General features: G+C 41.7%; 18 protein-coding genes. 1 reads left to right on the top strand and 17 read right to left on the bottom strand.

What is annotated here, in order from left to right; translation table 11 throughout:
- Nucleotides 1-15: 15 nt before the first annotated feature.
- The 8 genes from MIC7113_RS27675 to MIC7113_RS27710 form a co-directional block, all read right to left on the bottom strand.
- Nucleotides 16-867, bottom strand: a complete 852-nt coding sequence (locus MIC7113_RS27675; protein WP_015185503.1) for a class I SAM-dependent methyltransferase — start codon at nucleotides 865-867, stop codon at nucleotides 16-18.
- Between the two features lie 8 nt (nucleotides 868-875).
- Nucleotides 876-1778, bottom strand: a complete 903-nt coding sequence (locus MIC7113_RS27680; RefSeq protein ID WP_015185504.1) for a class I SAM-dependent methyltransferase — start codon at nucleotides 1776-1778, stop codon at nucleotides 876-878.
- A gap of 22 nt (nucleotides 1779-1800) precedes the next feature.
- On the bottom strand, nucleotides 1801-2730 hold the full coding sequence (locus MIC7113_RS27685; protein ID WP_015185505.1) for a hypothetical protein: 930 nt from the start codon (nucleotides 2728-2730) through the stop codon (nucleotides 1801-1803).
- Nucleotides 2731-2733: 3 nt separating this feature from the next.
- Nucleotides 2734-3465 carry an FkbM family methyltransferase gene (locus MIC7113_RS27690; RefSeq protein WP_015185506.1) on the bottom strand — a complete coding sequence of 244 codons (732 nt, stop codon included), beginning with the start codon at nucleotides 3463-3465 and terminating at the stop codon, nucleotides 2734-2736.
- 36 nt (nucleotides 3466-3501) lie between these two features.
- Entirely contained in the window at nucleotides 3502-4281 is a 780-nt protein-coding gene (locus MIC7113_RS27695) for a hypothetical protein (protein WP_051055811.1), read from the bottom strand.
- 37 nt (nucleotides 4282-4318) lie between these two features.
- Nucleotides 4319-5608, bottom strand: coding sequence for an ABC transporter ATP-binding protein (locus tag MIC7113_RS27700; RefSeq protein WP_015185508.1), 1290 nt, complete (start codon nucleotides 5606-5608; stop codon nucleotides 4319-4321).
- Nucleotides 5609-5789: 181 nt separating this feature from the next.
- A complete protein-coding gene (locus tag MIC7113_RS27705) occupies nucleotides 5790-6614 on the bottom strand; it encodes an ABC transporter permease (RefSeq protein ID WP_015185509.1) in 825 nt (274 codons plus the stop codon).
- A gap of 139 nt (nucleotides 6615-6753) precedes the next feature.
- A complete protein-coding gene (locus tag MIC7113_RS27710; RefSeq protein WP_015185510.1) occupies nucleotides 6754-8076 on the bottom strand; it encodes a glycosyltransferase family 4 protein in 1323 nt (440 codons plus the stop codon).
- A gap of 461 nt (nucleotides 8077-8537) precedes the next feature.
- Here MIC7113_RS27710 and MIC7113_RS27715 point away from each other — a divergent pair, with 461 nt between their 5' ends.
- Nucleotides 8538-10868: a GumC family protein gene (locus MIC7113_RS27715; RefSeq protein ID WP_015185512.1), complete on the top strand. Its 2331-nt coding sequence runs from the start codon at nucleotides 8538-8540 to the stop codon at nucleotides 10866-10868.
- Between the two features lie 25 nt (nucleotides 10869-10893).
- Here the strand turns inward: MIC7113_RS27715 and MIC7113_RS27720 are convergent, their stop codons facing one another.
- The 9 genes from MIC7113_RS27720 to MIC7113_RS33890 all read right to left on the bottom strand — a co-directional run bounded on the left by MIC7113_RS27720 (nucleotide 10894) and on the right by MIC7113_RS33890 (nucleotide 20533).
- Nucleotides 10894-12081 (bottom strand): glycosyltransferase, encoded by a 1188-nt coding sequence (locus MIC7113_RS27720; protein WP_015185513.1) that lies wholly within the window; start codon nucleotides 12079-12081, stop codon nucleotides 10894-10896.
- 148 nt (nucleotides 12082-12229) lie between these two features.
- Complete coding sequence (locus tag MIC7113_RS27725) at nucleotides 12230-13213, bottom strand: SGNH/GDSL hydrolase family protein (protein WP_015185514.1); 984 nt, start codon at nucleotides 13211-13213, stop codon at nucleotides 12230-12232.
- 25 nt (nucleotides 13214-13238) lie between these two features.
- Complete coding sequence (locus MIC7113_RS27730; protein ID WP_015185515.1) at nucleotides 13239-14411, bottom strand: glycosyltransferase; 1173 nt, start codon at nucleotides 14409-14411, stop codon at nucleotides 13239-13241.
- Nucleotides 14412-14470: 59 nt separating this feature from the next.
- A complete protein-coding gene (locus MIC7113_RS27735) occupies nucleotides 14471-15727 on the bottom strand; it encodes a glycosyltransferase family 4 protein (protein ID WP_015185516.1) in 1257 nt (418 codons plus the stop codon).
- A complete protein-coding gene (locus MIC7113_RS27740; protein ID WP_015185517.1) occupies nucleotides 15687-17099 on the bottom strand; it encodes an O-antigen ligase family protein in 1413 nt (470 codons plus the stop codon). Before MIC7113_RS27740 ends, MIC7113_RS27735 begins: the two co-directional genes overlap by 41 nt.
- A gap of 27 nt (nucleotides 17100-17126) precedes the next feature.
- A complete protein-coding gene (locus MIC7113_RS27745) occupies nucleotides 17127-17813 on the bottom strand; it encodes a class I SAM-dependent methyltransferase (RefSeq protein ID WP_015185518.1) in 687 nt (228 codons plus the stop codon).
- 45 nt (nucleotides 17814-17858) lie between these two features.
- A complete protein-coding gene (locus MIC7113_RS27750) occupies nucleotides 17859-19001 on the bottom strand; it encodes a glycosyltransferase family 4 protein (RefSeq protein WP_015185519.1) in 1143 nt (380 codons plus the stop codon).
- A gap of 63 nt (nucleotides 19002-19064) precedes the next feature.
- Nucleotides 19065-19790: a TylF/MycF/NovP-related O-methyltransferase gene (locus MIC7113_RS27755; protein WP_015185520.1), complete on the bottom strand. Its 726-nt coding sequence runs from the start codon at nucleotides 19788-19790 to the stop codon at nucleotides 19065-19067.
- Between the two features lie 53 nt (nucleotides 19791-19843).
- Nucleotides 19844-20533, bottom strand: a complete 690-nt coding sequence (locus tag MIC7113_RS33890; protein WP_015185521.1) for a class I SAM-dependent methyltransferase — start codon at nucleotides 20531-20533, stop codon at nucleotides 19844-19846.
- Between the last annotated feature and the right edge of the window lie 11 nt (nucleotides 20534-20544).

The raw sequence follows: 20544 nt of genomic DNA on the forward strand, positions 1-20544 counted from the left end.
ATAAATTGCAACAATTCAATTTTTGAATGCCAAAAAGGAAAAATGACGACCAGGGGTATCCAACTTTTTCGAGAGATGCCAGCCATAAAACTGCTTTATGAATTCTTGGGAAGCCAGCAAACTAGATAGTTTGGTACCAATGTGAAAATGAGTAAGCCTGGATGTAGTCATCGATTGAAACTCTTGTTGGGTCATTGGTGCATAATTAAGTACGCTCTCATAATGGCCCATCACTTTTTGGAGCTTTAATCCTGCTGAGCTAATGGCGTCTGTATACTCTTGCAATAGATAAGCGTTTTCTTCTCCATAGAGAGAGTGTAAAGCATGAGAATCTAAAAAGAGTTGCAAGTCTTCTTTTTTAGAAATGACGTGTTCGCGAGCTGCTAAAAAAACACCGCCGCGCCTCAAGACTCGTGCGGCCTCTTTACAAAATTGTTTTAAATCTTGGGCATGATGGAGTACAGCTCGTGCGTAAACAACATCAAAGTAATTGTCTTGAAAGGGTAATGTTTCGCCGTATTCTTGAAGGATTTCAATAGGCAAATTAGTTTTATCAACTAAATCCTGAATAGCTTTAGCTCCAACTAGCGCACTAGGGTCAGGTTCTAAAGCTGTGACGGAACATCCAGCTTTAGCAAAAGCATAGCTAACAATTCCCCTTCCTGCTCCGATGTCTAATACTTTGCTAGGAAGATGTTTTCGCAATAGATGCTTGATCGCGTTCCATTCTTCGCTATTACTAAACCGCTGAGCCGCTGATTCTAAGGGATCATCGTAATAACAATGATAGACAAGGTTTTGTTGATCGGGCTGTTCACGTAACCAACTTACGGCTTGTTCTAAGGTATAAGGAAATTGTCTATTCATATAAAATCTCACTTCCACAACTCTAAAGCAGCAACAGCTCTACTAGCAGCAGCATAGTCAGGGTCATAATCTTTCGTGCTTTCTGGATTAAAATATTTTGTATCATGGATATTGAAACCTTCAAATTTTTGGCAATACTGCTTGTCGCTAACTGTCCAACCCCCTGATTCATAGCAGTAATAGGTTTCAATAAGCTTATCTGGAGCAAAAGTCTCGATCAACAGGTTAATCATCTTAGCATCAAACTGCTGATACCAACCAAAATCTGTGTATTTGCCATAAGGTACAGTAATGTAAACTCTTCCTCCAGGTTTAGTTACTCTCTTCAGTTCTGCTATAGCTTTCAAAAAATCAAACTTGTTTTTTTCAAAAAAGTTTGGATTGGATGAATAAATTGAGTTGTCCATTCCTAAATGTTCAATAGTTGATATTGAAACAACATCATCAAAGAAATTTTCCTTAAATGGGAGATCGCGGAGGTCACAAAATACATAAGATATTCGCTTCTGCCAGTAACAATATCCTTCAGGTTCTAGGGTTACAATTGTAATGTCCTTGCCTAAGAGATTTTGGTGTTGGAGGATATAGCCAAAATTAAGTGCTGAACCTGCATCAAGTAATCTACCTGGTTTTTGGGTAATACGTGAAATAAACCAAGGATATTCAACAACTCTATCATCCAAAAACTCACCATAGCCTTGAGGTAATGGCAAACAATTCTTAAAATCATCTATAAGATGATCATTATTAAGTGATTGGCTAATAAACTTTTCTTTAAATAGAGAGTATCCTTCTGTCCAAGGTTTGCGGTTATTGTTTATATATAAATCTATTTGACGTTTTTGCTCTCGTATATAAAGCCAAGTACGCCATTTGTCATAGATTCGTATTATTGAAGATTGAGAATTCATAGAACATTTATGGATGAAACTTTTAAAACTTAATCATGTTACTTAACTCGGTGTATATTTTTTTTATATTCACACTTACTAAATTAGGGTTTTTCATATTTTTAGGACAGAGGACAGAGTTGAATGTATAATTATCAGCCTTTGTGTGCCTAACGACGAATGGCGGATGTTGTATTTTCCAAATATTAGTTAGTTGCAATGTTGACAACGGATTTTCACTATTAGAAGTATGTGTTCCATCGATCCCAAAACCGATATTAGATACAAGATTTGAGTCAGGCAATATTGCTAGACCATTTTGACACCAGCAGGCATAAACCCACTGATAATCCCACGTATCTACAGCATCCTTAAATACACGTTCAAAGATGTCTATCCAGTACTTTTTTTCATAGGAATCTTCGCATAAAGAAGAAAGTATTTCTAATTTTTTATAGGGTGACCAAGTTTTTATATGAACATCATAGTGTTTCCAGGCTCTACGCCAAGAAGCCCAGCCCCAAATATGGGGATATTTTGAGAAGTAGTAACTATATTCAGTTCGACTCTGACCAAATTGAAAATTATTCCCGCTAATATGCATAATCCGCTCATCATGTCGGTAATGCTCGAGCAGAGTCTGACAGAAATAGAAAAAAGATGGTGCTGGCAAGCAATCATCCTCTAAAATAATTGCTTCTTCAACCTGTGAGAAAACCCAATCTAATCCGCTAGAAACGCGATGTTTACATCCCAAATTTATTTCTGAAAAATTAGTTAAAACTTCACAATCCCAATCAACTCGCTCAATAATTGCCCTGGCTTGCCGACACTTCTCTGCTTCTTCAGGGAGGCGAGGACCATCTGACACTACTAGCAACTTCTTAGGTTTGGCTTGAGCGATCGCATCAAAGACAATACTTGTTAAGTCAGGGCGATTGAAGATTAGGAAAGCAACAGGTGTATTGAGCATAATTTAGCTTTTTGCCGTAAAAATTAGGGTACAAACAGACTTACCATACAGCTTGTAATCTTGCTTATTCATAAATGCAGCTACTGTTGATTCCTCTATACAACTTAATGATGATAAATTTAAATCCTCAATTAAGACCATTTTCGGCCTATATTTTTGCCAATTATTTGACTTCAGAACTTGGCAATCTAAACCTTCAACATCAATATTCAAGAAATCAATTTCTTGATTTAAAGGCAAATATTTATCTAGTATTTCAGCTAACGTATAGGTTATTAATTTTTTCTCATCAATAATCTTATAATGCCTCAGTCCATCCCGCTCATGAGCCGTTTTCTCACAAAAACCATTTAAAGCAGGCTCATTGAATTCGTAATAAGTCAATGTTTGATTGCTATCAGAAATAGGAAATTCTAAATTAATATCTTCAGGTCTCAGTTTATTAAAATTTTCCATACTTCCTGGCATAGCATCAATATTAATACCTCGCCACCCTTTTAAATAAAAGTAGTAAGTATTAGAAAATCGTTGGGGATGATGTGCGCCAACATCTACATAAAAACCTTGTGTTTGTTCTAAAAAAAATCTTGCTAACATCATATCTTCACCTTCCTGGGAGTAGGAGAGATTATGATAAAGATACTTATCTTTGGGATAAATATAAAATTTATTAGGAAAACAAGCTACTTGAAAAGCCTCTTTTAATCTTCTTAACGCACCTTTAATTGTTGGCATATATCAGCTTATTTCATATAAAAATAATTCAAAGGGTTACTCCGGATTTGCCACTTGAACTAAACTACCAATCCCATATTCTGGCTGTAGTTCAGATCGAGATTTTAGCGAAAAATTTCTATTTAAGAATATAGAAGTTGTCCAGGTATAATAATTGATTGGACCTAATCCTGTAAAGTCAACTTGAATTAAACCTGTCTCTCTTAAAGTCGTTGTTGTCTTAGGAAACCAATCCGAGTTATCCAGTATGATTAACCCACCTGCGGCAAGGCATTGAACAGCTACCTGAGAACAGGCTAATCGATGAACACCATCAATCACAATTACATCATACTTTTTCTGTTCTTTAAAAATTGAATTTACATACTCTTGTTCCTCTTCAAGCAAAAGTAATTTTTGATTTGAATCTATCTGACTTTTTAGGGATACATACCATTCCTTATCGCTTTCGATGCTAATTACACTTCTAGCTTTTTTAGCCCAAAATAAAGAACTATTTCCAGCCCCATACTCAAAAATATCCTTATCTTGATAATCTAGTTGATTTAAATATTCAAAAGCTGGATAAGTATACCAAGGAATTGGCTCTCCTGCTTGACTTAAGGGCTTGTTTTCCTGAACAGATAGCAAGTGACCATATTCTATCTCAACAGTTTCTATTGTCCAGAGTAATCTATCAATTCCAATAGTTTTTATATGATTCCATAACTTTTTAAGTTTACGAGCATTATAAACTTCTTTCCATACTTTAGATTTCAGAGGGGAGGGAACAAGCTTTTTAATAATCTGAGGTGGCGAATATAGCATTTTGCTCATCTACTTTGATTAAGCTTACTTAGTTTTATAAAAACGCTTACAAATTCGACTTAACTCCCCAACTGGCTTCAACGAGGCAAACCCCATGAGTGATCTGTGGCACCTCACCACACCCATAGAAATCTCCATCAACAACGGTAAAATTGGCGGCATCTTCCATAAAGTCTAAATACAGTCCATCAAAACCCTGATTGGGCATAACACTATAGGTGATTTTGTAGGTGGATGGGGGTAAAGGCAAGCGTTTAATTTGGCATACAAAAGCTCCCTTTTCAGGGAGAATCCCAAAGTCTTCTTGAGATAAACGATTATGCTGAAGAAAAACAGCTACATCTAACGGAGTTTTCACGATTAAACCTATCAGAATATTTGTTAGTTTAATAAGTGAATAATTCTCAAAATAAAAGTATATATTTAATTCTTGTCCACAAGTCACAGCATCGAGAATATTTCCTTCTTTATCTCTGATTTCAATCGCGACAACCCTCACTTCACCTGAACCTTGCCGATCAGTTCTTTCTTTTATAGAACTCACAATTGTTGATAAATTTGTTAGGTATTTGGTTAAGCAATCGGTTTGACTACCAATATACTGTAGCTTCCCTTGATGTAAAACAATGCCGTGCTGACACAATTTTTCTACCGCTGCCATATTATGACTCACAAACAAAACCGTTCGCCCTTCTTCCGCAACATCTTCCATCTTCCCCAAACATTTTTTCTGAAACGCTGCATCCCCTACCGCTAGCACCTCATCCACAATTAATATTTCAGGTTCCAAATGCGCTGCCACAGCAAAAGCTAAACGGACATACATTCCAGAAGAATAACGCTTGACAGGTGTATCAAGAAACCTCTCAACTTCCGCAAAAGCGACAATCTCATCAAATTTCTTTTTGATTTCCACCTTACTCATCCCCAGAATCGCACCGTTAAGATAGATATTCTCTCGACCCGTCAATTCTGGATGAAAGCCTGTCCCCACTTCTAAAAGACTGGCTACTCGCCCTTTAATCGAAATACGCCCAGTCGTCGGCTCCGTAATTCGGCTTAAAATCTTTAAGAGAGTGGATTTTCCTGCACCGTTACGACCAATAATCCCAACGCGATCGCCTTGCTGAATTTCAAACGACACATCCTTGAGTGCCCAAAATTCTTCAACCGTTGGGTCAACAATCTTTTCTTTTGAGGGCTTCAACAACTTGTGCCTCAATGACTTGGCACCATTAGATATTACATCTCGAAGTGAGATGTAACCCTCCTGTCTTTGGTGACCAATGATGTACTTCTTGCTCAGGTTCTCAACCCGAATCACCGTATCAGACATTACAGCAATCTCCAAGAAAGCCCACAGCCTTTAGGTGTGGAATTGCTGCATACTCCAACAAGAGTACACCCAATGAGTTTACAAGTGAAACGAGGGATTCGTCATCCCGCTCTTCGGAGAAATTAATCTAGCAAGGCTTGTCAATCGCACATCACAACCGATTAGGCGAGTATACGCCATTTTAAATGACATCGGCGAATCGGCGTTCTACCTTACGAAAATACCAAATACCCGTCGCCAATAGTACAATCACCAATCCCACAGACACCATAAATCCAGGCCAATAAATCTGGGTTGTTTCCCCGATAATCGCCCAACGGAAGCCATCAATCACTCCCACCATGGGATTGAGCGAATAAATGAAGCGCCACTGTTGGGGGACAATACTACTACTAAAACCAACCGGCGAGATGTACAAGCCAAATTGCACAATAAACGTTACAATATAGCGAAAATCTCGATATTTTACATTCAGTGCTGCCAACCACAGCCCTCCACCTATCGACGCCGCAAACGCAATTAGAATAAACAGCGGTAGCGTTAAAATTCGCCAACTGGGAACAAAATTATACCAAGCCATCAGCCCCAGGAGAATCATCCCAGAAATCAGAAAATCCACAAAGCTGACAATTACACTACTGGCTGGCACAATCAGACGGGGAAAGTAGACTTTGGAAATCAAGTTAGCATTGCCAATCAAGCTATTACTGCATTCACTCAGGGCATTGGCGAAAAACTGCCAGGGTAGCATTGCTGCAAACACTAGAATAGGGTATGGCACACCCTCTGAGGGTAATTTCGCCAATGTGCCAAACACAATGGTGAACACAACCATCGTGAGAAAGGGTCGAATCAGCGCCCATGCCATACCAATCACCGTCTGCTTGTAACGCACCAAGATGTCGCGCCAAGCCAAGAAGTAAAATAACTCGCGATAGCGCCAGAGGTCTTTCCAATACTGGCTTTCGGCGCGACCTGCTTCGATAATCAGTTCCTTCGTATGCATGGTAAAAGCCCCTAGACTTAATTTCAGAAGTATCCCGTCTGAATGATGAAGGAGGACTCCCTAGTATGTGAACTCATCCCAGAGTCTGTCACCCGATCAGGTTTCATCCTTCTGCTTTGATACTTCAGCCTTTTCAAATTTATTTGTGAACGGGAACTGATTGACCCGTAATCGATTCTATAGAACGAGATGAAAATGATTCCATAGCTTCTCCTGCCGCCTCACACAACACCTGCGAGTACTGTTGGGCAATTAAATCAGGGGTAAAGTTGGACTGTAGATAGCGACGGCCTGCCTGACCCATCTGCTTGGTCAGTTGGCTATCAGCGGCTAAGCGACGAATAAAATCAGCTAAACCTTCCGCATCGCCGTTACTGAACGCCTCTCCACAGCCAGACTCCTGAAGCATCGTTCGCAGATAGGAATGTTGTTCGCAAATAATGGCTAAGGGACGCCCTGCTGCCAAAGCAGCATAAAGCTTACTGGGGGCAACCAACCCTTCCATTCCAGGACTGACACTGACCAAGGACAAGTCACAGGCGGTCAGAGAATAGGGGAGATTTTGTTTATCCTGGTAGGGCAAAAACTGGCAATTGTGCAAGCCTAGCTGACTGGCTTGGGTCCGAAATCCTTCACGTTTCGCCCCATTGCCGATGAAGACAAACTGAATCGGCTGATCTTTTAAGAGTTTAGCGGCGGCTAGGATGGTTTCCATATCATGGCAGCGACCCATATTGCCCGAATAGAGAACCGTGAAGGTATCCACCAGATTGAAGGCTTTGGCAAACCAATTCTGATGTTTGGCGATTGGGACGATTTGATTGGGGTCAGCCCAATTATGAATTACGCTAATTTTATCCTTAATTTCTGGGCATTTGGCGACAACTCGGTCTTTCATCGTAGAACTCAGAACGATGACTTTTTGTGCCCGCCGCCAAACATGGCGGTTAACGGTATCCCAAAATCGGACTGCCCAATGTTCGCGAGAAATAACATTGAGTTCGACGGCAACATCGGGATATAGATCGTAGAGCAGGCAAACATAAGGTAAACCAAAACTCTTGTGAACTAGGTACCCTAGAAGCGGTAAGAAGGGAGGAGCGGTGGTTAGGAGTAATACATCACCACGACTACCGTTTCTGAGTAAATGAACTCCCGAACGCAGGCAAAAAAGTAGCCCATTTAGGGCTTTGCCACGAATGCGCTTCGACCAAATTCGAGTCATCCGCGATCGCTTAATTTTCACCTGCTCTAAGTGTTCGATCGCAGGAGCTGACTCTTTGTTAAATGCATAACCGGGCTGTCCTGTAAATATATCAACGGGTAGACCCTGACGTCCCAACTGAAGTGCTAATTCTTCGATTAGCTGCCCCGTTGCAGCGTAATCAGGCGGAAAAAACTGCGTAATGATTGACAGTTTGATCCGTCTGTTGTTTCGTACCAAAGTATTTCCTTTACTCATTTCGCCTCGCTACTGAGTCAGGTGGGCTTATGAACTATCTTTCCCTTTTTCTGTTGATTTACGATCAAGCTTCAACAAACAGTGGGAATTGTTGGTTAAATTCTGAGAATAACGCTTCTCAAGGCATTGTGCCTGGTTTTTTCCAAATTATCTCTACTCAGTTTTGAGCTGTTTTCCGGAATAGATTTTCTTAAAACTCATTACAAATGAATCGAGTTTAACTTGTCATTCGTCAATTCGACGTAAAGGTTCCCTCCTATGTTGCCTGGTTTGCTTACTCTTTATAAAAGGGATTAAGAGTTTTATTTGCGAAGAGCAAGTTGTTTATCCTGACGGACGGGTCAAGGGCTGTATCAGTAATTGGTAAGACTTGATCGCTCGGTCTATCCTCAGCTCAGTTTTTCTGAATTTGAGGAGAATAAAAATTACTTTTCTCACGCCAACTGTAGCGTTTTTGAATTATGGGTCTAGATGGAGAGTATCAACCGTTGCTGCCCAACGATAACGGTAAGCAGCTATCTCACTTGTCTCCACTCTACACAGCGGAGTTGTCTGAGCTTGACCAAGACAAACTCGATCTGGGTAAGGTTTTGGCGATTGCCCGTCGGCGATTGATCATTATCGCGGGTGTGGCGATCGCTGTCGCCTCTGGGGTGGCTGCCAAGGTTATGAAACAGGTTCCCAGATACGAGGGCAAATTTCAACTGCTGGTCGGTTCAGTTTCGGGTGCAGATAAGGTTGATGAGCTGACTCAAGCCCTCAGCAAAAACACCAGTATGCAAGTGGAGAGTCCGGACTACGAGACCCAGATTCAGGTCTTGTGGAGTCCTCAGGTGATGTCTCCGATTGTCAAGCAAATTCAAAAGCGTTATCCGGAGATTAACTACGACACACTGCGGGACCAACTGGGGATTTCCCGACTGGCAGAAACTAAAATTCTAGAAGTTCGGTATCAGGATTCAGACCCCGAAAAAATTCAGTTCATCTTAGAGCAAGTCGCCCAAGGCTACATCAAGTACTCGGAGACAGAGCAACGAACCAGCCTCAGTCAAGGGCTGAAGTTTGTCAATGGGCAGACAGAGGAGCTCAAAAAACGAGTGAATGAGCTTCAGCAGTCTATCCAGAATTTGCGGCAAAAATATAAAATTGTCGATCCAGAAACTCAAGGTCAACTGTTGACCAATCGTGTCGGCGATATTACCAAACAACGGCAAGAGACCGAAAGCCAGCTAGGTGAAGCGCAAAAGCTCTACGTCGAGCTAGAAACTCAGTTATCGGAGTTAGGGGTAACACCAGAACAAGCGATTGTTTCGTCAGCCCTCTCGGAAGCCCCTCGCTACCAACAGTTACTCAACCAGCTCGCTGAAGTCAAAAGTAAAATTGCCAAAGAGTCGGCGCGGCTGCAAGACGACAACCCGATCATGCAGAGGCTGCGTGATGAGGAACGAAGATTAGAACCCTTGGTAGAGCAGGAAGCGTTAACAGTTGTGGGCAATGGAGCCTCTGGCGTCCCCGACAATCCTGAATCCCTGGCTTCCCCCAGTTCAATTCGCCAAGATTTGACGAAAAAGCTGGTCGATACCAAAAACCAAGTGCAGGTTCTTCAAGTTCGCCGCCAAGAAATTGCTGACGCTGAACGCAGGCTCAGTCAGCAACTCACCGATCTACCCGTTGTCGCTCGTTTCTACACGGATTTACAGCGGCAGCTCAGTGTCGCAACAGAAAGCTTGAGCCGCTTTCTCGCCGTTCAGGAGAAGCTACAAATTGAGGAATCTCAAAAGACTCCGGCTTGGCAGAAGTTATCCGAGCCACAAAAGCCCCAAGCCCCCATCTCGCCTAACGTCCCGCGTGGTATAATACTCGCTGGCATCGCGGGGTTACTGGCTGGAGCCGGTGCCGGATTTTTAGCGGAAAAGCTAGACAAGGTGTTCCACTCACCGGATGAACTGAAAGACAGCACCGGTTTACCCATCTTGGGCACCATTCCCTTTACTAAAGACCTGAAGAAACGTGCCTCAGAACCTTCGGTCAATGTGATGCCCGATGCCGAGCGTCAAACGATGAAAGTTGGGCGTTCCTCTTATGGATATAATACTTCTCCCTTCTTAGAGTCCTTTCGCACGCTCCACACCAACCTACAATTTATCAGTCCGGATCAACCGATTCGCTCGTTGGTGATTAGTTCCTCAACTCCCGCAGATGGAAAATCGACCATTACCACATTCTTAGCTCAAGCGGCAGCAGCGATGGGGTTACGAGTGTTGCTGGTGGATGCAGATTTGCGCCGTCCTCGCATCCATGAAACGACGGATTTGCCGAATGTCTGGGGACTCAGCAATGTGATTTCCAGTGACATCCATGTGGATGATGTGATCCAACGATGCTCCTTTGGCTCCACTGCCCTAACACCCACAGATGATAATCTGTTTGTGCTGACAGCCGGTCAAATTCCTCCCGATCCCACCCGGCTTCTCGCTTCTAAAAAGATGCGGCATTTAGTTGAGCGCTTCCAGGAGCAATTTGACTTAGTGCTTTTTGATACGCCACCTCTGCTGGGTTTAGCGGATGCGAGAATTCTCGCGGCTCATACTGATGGGATTGCCTTGGTGGTGGGACTGGGAAAAACGGATCGCGCCGTCTTAACCGAAGTGTTGTATGGATTGAGAACCTCTCGCGCTCGTGTCTTGGGATTGATTGCCAATGGTGTTAAAAACTACACGACCAGCAGTTATGACCAATATCTGCGATATTACACCCAAGATCCCCAAAGGCAAAAGCTGAGCCGACGTTAAGTTCTGGAAGTGGCACCGAGTCAAACTACCGTGCAACCGGGAAGCGCTTTCCTTGCCCGATCGCCTCATAAACAGAGGTAAGGTTAACAGCGATCGCACTCCAAGAATAACGACGACTCACCAATCGTTTGCCATTCTCACCCAATTCAATCCGACGGTTTGGCGAGATGAGTAACTCTTGTATTGCCCTCACTAAAGCATCCAATTCTCCTTCAACCACTAATCCCGCATTGGCGGCGGCAATATCTGGAGCAATTTGAACATCGGGAGTTACAATCACAGGTACTCCTGCCGCCATGGCTTCAGCTACCGCAATCCCAAAATTTTCCGAAAACGAAGGTAAAACAAAAATATCTGAGCCTTGTAGCAACAAATCTTTATCAGCACCCATCACAAAACCAGGTATCGTTGTCCGCCTAGCTAAACCCAGAGATGAGACTAAATGGGTGAGGTAGGCAAGATAGTCCGATTCTCCTGAACCCGCCAGAATTAGATGAAAGTCGTAGTTGAGGCTGGTGAGTTTTGAGAGTGCTTGTAACAACAAATCCGGACGTTTCTTGGGATGGAGGCGAGACAAAAAGAGAACGATTGGAGTTCCCGGCTTAATGTTATATCTCTCGCGGATGCTTTGCTTAGACTGAAATTGGTAAGTTGGCAGATTAACCCCGTAAGGAACGACAAAGGTAGGAGCCTGTATGCCAAAATTGCGAACATCTCGTGATTCTTCGGGTGTTGCACAGTGGATAGCTACAGCTTGGTTGAGGTTATGGCGTTCGATGGGGGAATAGACTTGCTTTTTGAGGCGCTTATGATTGAGCGCCCAAGGAGTCAACATGCCATAGGGCGTTGCGATGTAAGGAATTTTGTGGAATCTCGCGAGTGCAGCAGCACAAGTGGGAGCGTAGGAAAAGAGGTAGTGAGTATGAACCAAATCATATTCTTTAAGATGTTCCCCTAGCCAGCTCGTTAAAGCCGTAGAGAAAATAAATTCCTTCATCGGAAGGAAAGTCCGGGGCAAAAACCAGACGGGAACATGCTCATATTGAACTCGCTGATATAACGGTACATCTAACACTTCAGACCCGTTATCATTAGTCGTTACAATTTCCGTATCGCATCCTTTGTCTCGTAAAGCTCTGACAATCTCCAGCAAGATTTGAGTAGGGCCTCCTTTTACCTTTGCTAGGGAAGGAATGACGTGGAGTAATTTCATTTCTAGCTTTTTTTATGAAGTCATATAAGCTCTGATTAAAGCGTTCTCTAGAGAAAAAATCAATAACTCTGTGTCGTAATTATTCTTTGGGATAGATGAAGGAATTTGGCTTAGATCCTTAAAGAAAGACTAACGCTGCCACTTGCCTTTAAGGCAAACAGCCTGGTAACTTTTGCGCCGTACATAGTCGCTCAAAGAGTAAATCGGCGATCGCTTGATTACCGGGTACCGTTAGGTGTATTCCATCGGGTTGATAAAAGGTTTCTACTGTCTTTTTCGGCAGAGTTGACCAAGCTTGGTGAGCGTCGATTACGTTGACTTGTAAAGAATTGAGCAACTGAAGAAATTCTGGCTTGTATTTTGGCACATTGAAACTTGGAACCAGATTGTTCAGATTAGGCGTAAACAGGACAAAAATAGGACGTTGTTGAGTACGAACCCAAGTGACAAGGGCGTTTAAGTTTTGTAGATTTTGCTGAAATTGCTGGTCCAGTTCTTGGACAGAAGGCCGCGAAACGTTAGCTGGGGGAGAACCTAAACGCACAAGATTCGCTAATCTAGGCAATATATAGCGAGTCAGAGCCTCCTGAATTGCCAAAAGTGGGGGTCGATCTGGGTAGGATGGATCGTGTCCGACGCGATCGCTAGTACTCGTAGGTTGCGCTAGGTCATCAGTACCCATTTGCGAGATCACCGCCTCACTCTCAAATATGCCAAACTTGCGGAGATAGGCTAACTGATTACCAATTGCCCAAGACCCTGCTGAAGCATTAATTACTTCTACGGGTTGTTTTTTGGCAGCTAATCGCGCTTCAAAAAGTGCTGAAATGGTTTGCGTTTGATCGGTGAGGGTGCCGCCGTTGATAATGGAGTCACCGATGAACAAAATCCTCAAAGTACCTTGAGGCTTAGGAGTAGTAACAGGTTGAGAACGTTGAGAGTACTCGTTGTACTTAATGGTTTTGCCAAAGCGAAATACGGTTTGATTGGGTCGATAGCGGTAGCCTATATCCGCATCCGCTTGAAATAAAACCGGGCTACCTAATCCCAACGCCAGCCGTAAGACCAATTCAATCACAATTAAGGCGGCAACTGTACACCCCGGTATCCAGTATTTGGCAGGAAATTTCATGGTAGAAGGATAAAAGTTTTTTAGTTCATGGATTGGAATTAGATTCCAGAATTTCAGAGTTTTTGATTAAATCACCTAATGTTTTTTGAAAGCACTCAAATGAAAATTTTTCAATAACTTTTTGTCGTAATAATTCTGGCTGATAAATTAGAGAGTTTGGATAAGTGCCTTGCAAAATTTGAAGGATTGTTTTTGCGATCGCCTCCAGATCATCCGGGTCAACTAAGGCTCCCAATTCCCCCTGACATAAAGCATCAATTGCCCCATCTTGATTGCCCCCTAAGGTAGGTTTTCCACAAGCTAATGCTTCCAGATAGACAATTCCAAAACCTTCCCCCTTACTCGGCATCACAAAAACATCACAAAGATTGTAATGGTCGCACAGTTCGCGATCGGGGACAAATCCTGCCAATGTGACACAATCTTGTAAATTGAGCTGATGAATTAACTGCTCAATCCGAGGGCGGTCATCTCCTTGACCCACTAAAATGTAGTGGATGTTAGGTATGGATGAGCGAATTTCTGGTAAGGCGTGGAGGATTTGGTCATAACCTTTGTAGCGGTCAGAACTGGACAAACGACCAACTGTTAAGAGAATGGGTTGTTTAGGTTCTAAGCTATAACGTTGGATTAAATAATCAGGTTTGGGGCTAATTTTAAATTGTTTGGCATCAAAGGTAACGGGTAAGAGGCTGATTTTATCCAAGGAAATTTTTTGTTCTTTAATGATGCGATCGCGAGTATAGGTACCGATGGAAATGACCTTGTCTGCTGAATGGAGTGCTTGAATTTTACCTGGGTCTCGAACCTCCCAAGCATCTGTACCATAGACAATAATCCAATAAGGAATTCTTGTCAGTCGATGAAGGAAGAGCGCAACAGGTGAAAAATTAATATGACCACATAATATTAAGTTTGGTTTTTTTTTCAAAACTCCGGAAATCAGGGTGATAGAAAAATAGGGTGTTTGTAAAAATCTGGGCAGGTTTCCACTAAAGACAAATGTAAGATTTTGGGAAGGCAATTGCTCTGGAGAAGAGTGTTTGTCAAGTTTATCAAAAATGGACAATCCCAAACTAGGAAATTCATTGATTAACGCTTTTATAACATCCTGTAAATAGACTTGAATTCCCCCCTTAAACTCAAATAGATTGGGAACCCATAAGTGAAAATACATCACATTCTTAGTTTTTTGCATAAGAAAGTTTGAGTTGAATATATTTATTGAATAAATGTTTTATTGATTGATTACTAAGCCTAAATGTGCTTTAAAAGCTGCAAGATCTGACTGGCAACTGTCTGACGGTATCGCTCCCACGTTAGTTGCTCAGCTTGCCGACGAGCAGCGCGACCCATTTCCGCTAACTCTAAGGGATGTTGATAGCACCACTCTAGTTTTTCCTTTAACATTTCTGTATCGCGAATATTGACAATAAAGCCCTCTATACCATCGGTAATAATATCAGAACCGCCAGCATTTGGTGTAGTAATCAGCGGAATTCCACAAGCTAATGCCTCTAATTGCACTAAGGCAAGTCCTTCAACCAGAGACGGGATTACTAAAACATTGGCTGAGCTATAGTACTGATTTAATGAGGCATGAGGTACGGATGAAATATAACGGATTTGTCCGGTATATCGCTCTAACCAGCCTTCCGGAAAATCATTAATTCCTACCAATAAAAGCTCGGATTGAGGAAACTTTAATTCCTGCCAAGCTTTTAATAAATAGTGAACACCTTTACGAGGCCCTACACGACCAACAAATAACACTCGAAAAAGTGGGTCGTTTTTAGGTTGTGGCTGGAAATAATCAATCGGCGCACCGAAGGTAACTACACTTATCTTTTCTTTTTTTATCCCTGCCTCAAGTAAGGAATTCTGTACAAAGGAAGAGGGGGCAAAAATATGGTCTGCTAATTGAATTTCCTGCTCTTTTCGCTCCAGTTTCCACGTTGGTTCTTGAGTGACTTGCAACGCTGAAGCTAAGTCGGGAAATCGTTCAGCTTCTTGTGCCAATAGAGCGTGACTTGTGCGATAAAAGGCGATAGGTAGATCGTATAAGCACAGGATACCTTGCTGTTTTGCCCTCTGAAATGTCGTAGCTGCACCATCTTCGTAAGCATAGACGGCATCCAACTCTTGAAGATGATGTTCGGCAACGTGACAATCCAGTGAGAGATAAATGTGATCGACGAGTTCTTGATAGCTGAAACCCAAGCGGCGATATAAACCTGTTTTCACGAGGATCAACCGTATAATTTCCTGCCAAGGATGTGTCCGCATCAGTGTACCTGGGGGGGGGACCCAAGTTCTACGTCCTAATTCCTGTGTGACACTATCTTTAATTTTCTTGGGTAGTAGAGTTAAGTAAGGTGAAAAAGAGCCTTCAGGATTATAGGCAATGGTCGTAATAATTTCCTTAAGTAATCCAGTTTCTGATAAAGTGATTGCACAATTTCGGGAGTTAGGATTACCTGTAGGATGAATCAGGGAAATACGAGGATAGGACATGTTCTTGCCAAAATTGTTGTTCTTTTTGCCAGTTCTCTATTTGTTCCAGTCGAGGTAGCAAAAAGATAAAGCTGCTGAGAAACCAATAGTAAACGGCGTAGGTATGGTGAAAAACTAGGAAGCCATTAATTTGGATGAGCTGGAGAAGGAAAGCCACAAGGGCTAATTCGCGCAGAAATCGTGTTTTTAAGCTCAAAAAGGTACGTAGAAGCATAATTAGAATACTTACCCTTAACCCATACCAAAAAAGAAAGCCGATTGGACCCAACTCTAAAGCGATTCTGCCCATTTCTGGTTCAAAATAGGTTGGAATCACTTCACCCGGTGGTAAATTCAAGATTAGGCGAATTGTAGGGGCAGCTTGATGGGTTGCACCCGTGCCAAAGCCATCCAGTTCTTTATACTTGATAAAGTCAATAGGCTCGGTGAAACTCATTAAAATTCGCCCAGATACATCTTTATTAGATGTGGCACGCGACCAAAAAGCCTCGATTGCCGGACTAAACCAGATAAAGCCAGCAATTGTAACAATGATAGTCGGTAGAATTAGCTTTTTGAGCAGACGTACTGCGCTCGAAGGTCGAGTTAATCCTTTCGCACAAAGATAACCGATTAAAAATAAAACTTCCGCTAAAATTGTGGTGCGAGAGCCAGTCATAAACGAGTTAATGCTTACCAAAAATAGGGCTATGACACCGAGAACTTGCCATTTGAGCGACTGTTTTACGGAAAGCAGGGCTATCAGTAAGGCAAAGCAGACTATTAGATAGACGGCGTAGTTATTAATATAAGAAAAAGTGCCCGTGATTCGGACTGTTAATGTCGCTCCGAATGTAGCTTTTCCGACTGCTGCTTCGTCAGCATAAGCATTAATAAAACTGTCATAAGGGCTAAAGAACTGAACAATACCGATGAGACCACAAGGTATAGTTAGCAAGAGGTGCGAGCGCAAAAATTTGTAAAGTTCATCTTCTGAATCAAATAAGTATGGAATCATCCAAATTAGGGGGATGTATACCAAATAGCCTCTGAGTCCGAAAATCCCAACCAACGGCGATCCTAAGCTGGGATTAAAAGCCTGGAAAATACACCATCCCATGGCAACAAATATCAAAACATTAACAATTTTTATTCCTCCTTTTGTGGGTAACTTGTCTTTAGGAACAGAGAAGGCATAAAAATTCAAATAGGCTCCGATCAATACCACATCTTTGAGAAAATAAATCATCTCACTAGCCTGAGGCAGTACCCACTTTCGCAGTGCTCCCTCAAAAACTAGAAGAATAAATACAGCTTTTACGGAGCGACGCCACTTCAAAGCTGAAAGATAAAAGATAACGACACCAGCCAATAAAGCAATTATCAGTTTCACTCAATGAACCTTTGAAAACTTTCTAGATTAATTAATTGATTCAGCAATTGTTAAAAGTGATGGGTAGTTCTTTTTTAGATAACTTAACCAATAAGCAATTTTGACCGCTTGATTCTGAGAAACGATTGAGCCAATGGTTTTCAAAAGAAAAGGGCCATAAAGAAGATTTTGGTGAACAGGACGCCAGCCGCAGTGAAATAGAAGATTAGTGATAGTTTGAAATGTCCAGCATTGAAAATGTTGGTTAGAGTCTGGCACTAAACTCGGTTTTAAATCGACTTCTACGGGAAGGACAAGAATTAGTTTACCTCCCGGCTTGAGGTACCGATGAAAATTTTTCAAATCCTCGGCTGGTGTCGGTGAATGTTCTAGGGAGTGGGAAGAAAGTAAAAAATCAAAAGAGTTTTCAGGAATATTTTCGATACAGTTTAAAGCCTTTTTTCCATTTCGTTTCAGAAAATTCACAGCATAGTCTGAATAATCAAAGAATGTAACATTTTTTAGAGCGGCTGAAACCTGCCCCAAACCACAGCCAAAATCTAAAACGTCTAAATCCGGATTGAGTTTGTTTTGCTCAAAAATTGCTTTTTTCCAGTATAAGGAGAGAATTTCATAATAATTTTTATCTTCAAATACTCGTGCATAATGACTACTATAATAATCCTGATTATACAATTCTATATCGCTCCTTTTATTAGTGTCTGAGGAATTCATGGTTTTGATAAATTTACATCACAAGTCTTAAGATAACTTAGAGTTCTATATATTTTTTTGAATTGGCTTATGATTTAATAAGGATTGATATATATCTACATATTTTTTTGTCAGATTCATTTCATCAAATAGCTTCACTTGAAGAGAAGCATTTTCCAGTTGTTCCTTAGCCAGTGACTCATCAGTCATAAGTTTTATCATGCATTCATAAAGTGATTGATAGTCTCCATTCTTAAATTTAAGCCCAGCATTACCTACACATTCTGCATGACCTCCAAACTCAGATACAATGATATTTTTCCCGGCAGCTAATAATTCTAATGCCACTCCTCCCATTGGTTCTTCCCAAACAGAGGGGACAACAGCAATCTGGCTTTGAGCCATGATTTCTAGTAAATCTTTACCATACTGAGAACCTAAAAAAAATACATTATCAGTAATTTTTAGTTTTGCTACCAGCTTTTCCAAATCTGGCTTTATATTCCCTTCGCCGACAATAGCCAGTTTTTTCCCTCTACCATTAGGAGAAGACAGGAGTAAATGAAATGCATTAATTAAATCAGGCACACCCTTCTCACTCACTAAGCGACCCACATAGATAAAATCATACTTTTTAGATAATTTGCTTTTTGATAATTTGAATTGATTAAGAGGATAGGGCGTGTAGGATACGATTTGATTTTTTAAAGGTTGTCGTTTAGCTACCCACTCTGTAGCCGCAATATTCAAATCTACCTGAGCAGCGACATAACGCCTAATTCCTAACTTAATAAACTCTCTTAGAAAGTGAATTAAACCTTTTTTCTTCAAGTGGTAAATTAAGGAAGGTAGGGGAGTCATGGGGGCGGGTTCACCATCTACCCAACCTAAACCATCAACACAGGAAACTTGATAGCCATTGTGTGTCCAAATGAACGGTTTATTATTTAATTTAGCAAAAGGGAACATGGCAATACTTGCACCATTAGAATGTACCAGATCACATTGACGTGTCAGCTCAAATCGCTCTCTCAGTTTTGGCTGTCTAACCACTCTATAACTCCGGTTATCTTCTTGCTCAGAAGCAGTTTCTGTAACAACGATACATTCCTGTCCTAACCGAACAATATTTTCAGCGAGTGTAGCCGTGATTGTCTCAACGCCACCCAGAGAAGGCCAAAATACAGAAGAGTAGAGCAAAATTTTCATCCGATTCTTGGGCTATTCTTAGTCTGCAATTTAATGGATGACGTTATCCAGAAAATCATCCAGCTACGGCGTAATATTTTCAGAATTCAGCTTTGGTTTTTGAAAGTAATATGCTTCTTTGTCAATCTGTACCAGATGCACGGGATGATTCAACTGACTGATAAATTCATCCGTGGCTAACCGACTCCCTTGAAAATAACCATAATCGTTTAATAGGACATAACCTCCAGGTTGAACGAATTCATAAAATTTTTCTAAAGACAGTTTGACTGGATTATAGAAATCACAATCAATGTGTAATAAAGCGATTTCAACTCGCTCTGCCGCAGGGAATGTATCCTCAAATAACCCCACAACAATTGTATATTGTTCCTCCGGAACCTTTAGCCGATGCATAATTCTGCGAGTTTGCTGCTCAGATCCAACATAAGAACCTGTCAGTGAACGCGAAGAATCATCATCCTTTTCCACTGTTTCTGGCATCCCTGCAAATGAGTCATAAAGCCAAAGCCTGCGGCTAAACTTTGAACGCTTTGCTTCGTAACCTAATACGCCTGCACTCCCACCCCGGTAAACACCACACTCGACAAAATCGCCAGGAATTTCTTCCCGCTCTAATCGCTGCGCTAGTTCTTGTAGAAAGAAAAGATTGATATAAGAAAGAAGAGAATGGGGCCGTACTGTTCTAAACGGTTCGGGTAAGCCAAAGTACCGAAGATCGTATGCCAGTTCTAGTAGAGGCTGAGGTGATATTTTTTGTAGTTTAGATTTGGCAGACTGTCTTAACATGAAGATACTGATGCACTGAATGAAACATTAATTTGATAGCATTTATTGTTAATTTAAACCGCTACATACTTAAATACGCGGTGTTGGTTCGGCGCATCTTTTTCTCCAATAAAACTTCCGACGAAACTTCCCTCAAAACCCGCTTCCTCACCGAATTTCCGCATCTGGCTATGGGTGTAAACAAATAGTCTGTGGCTATGAGATTGGTAGATTTGAGGAATGGGGATGGGGGCGTCCCCAAAAGTGGTGTAAAAAACAGCGCCTGTCTCTACGTAGGGACGCAAATTTTTCAGGCAAAGTTTGATATCTGAAGGAGCAAGGTGAGTAAATAGGGAGAACGCCACACAGAAGGTTGGCTTTTTCGGCAGCTGAGCGAAGTCAAAGCAATCGGTAATAATAAAGTGAGGTTTTTTTTGTTGCATTAACCCTGGATCGACTTCATGTTCAATGGCTAAGTCGATCAAAAGTTTTTCCCGATCAATGCCAATATAGTTCCCTTCTTCCAAATAGGGAATTAGCTTTCGTCCCAGACGCAGTGAACCGCAGCCAATATCAGCAAAGACATCGCTGGGTTTGAGTCCCCTGTTCATACAGTAGTCGAGCTGCTGGTTGCTACCTTGTTCATAGTCTCCGCCAACGTAAGCTTTGTAACCACACTGCTTGACGCCCTCCTCACCGTGCTTCATGGCGGGATCGTAATTGCGGATGTAATAGTCTACCAACTTCTTCATGGATTGAAACATCGCAACTAGCT

Source organism: Allocoleopsis franciscana PCC 7113 (assembly GCF_000317515.1).
GTDB classification, from domain to species: Bacteria; Cyanobacteriota; Cyanobacteriia; order Cyanobacteriales; family Coleofasciculaceae; genus Allocoleopsis; species Allocoleopsis franciscana.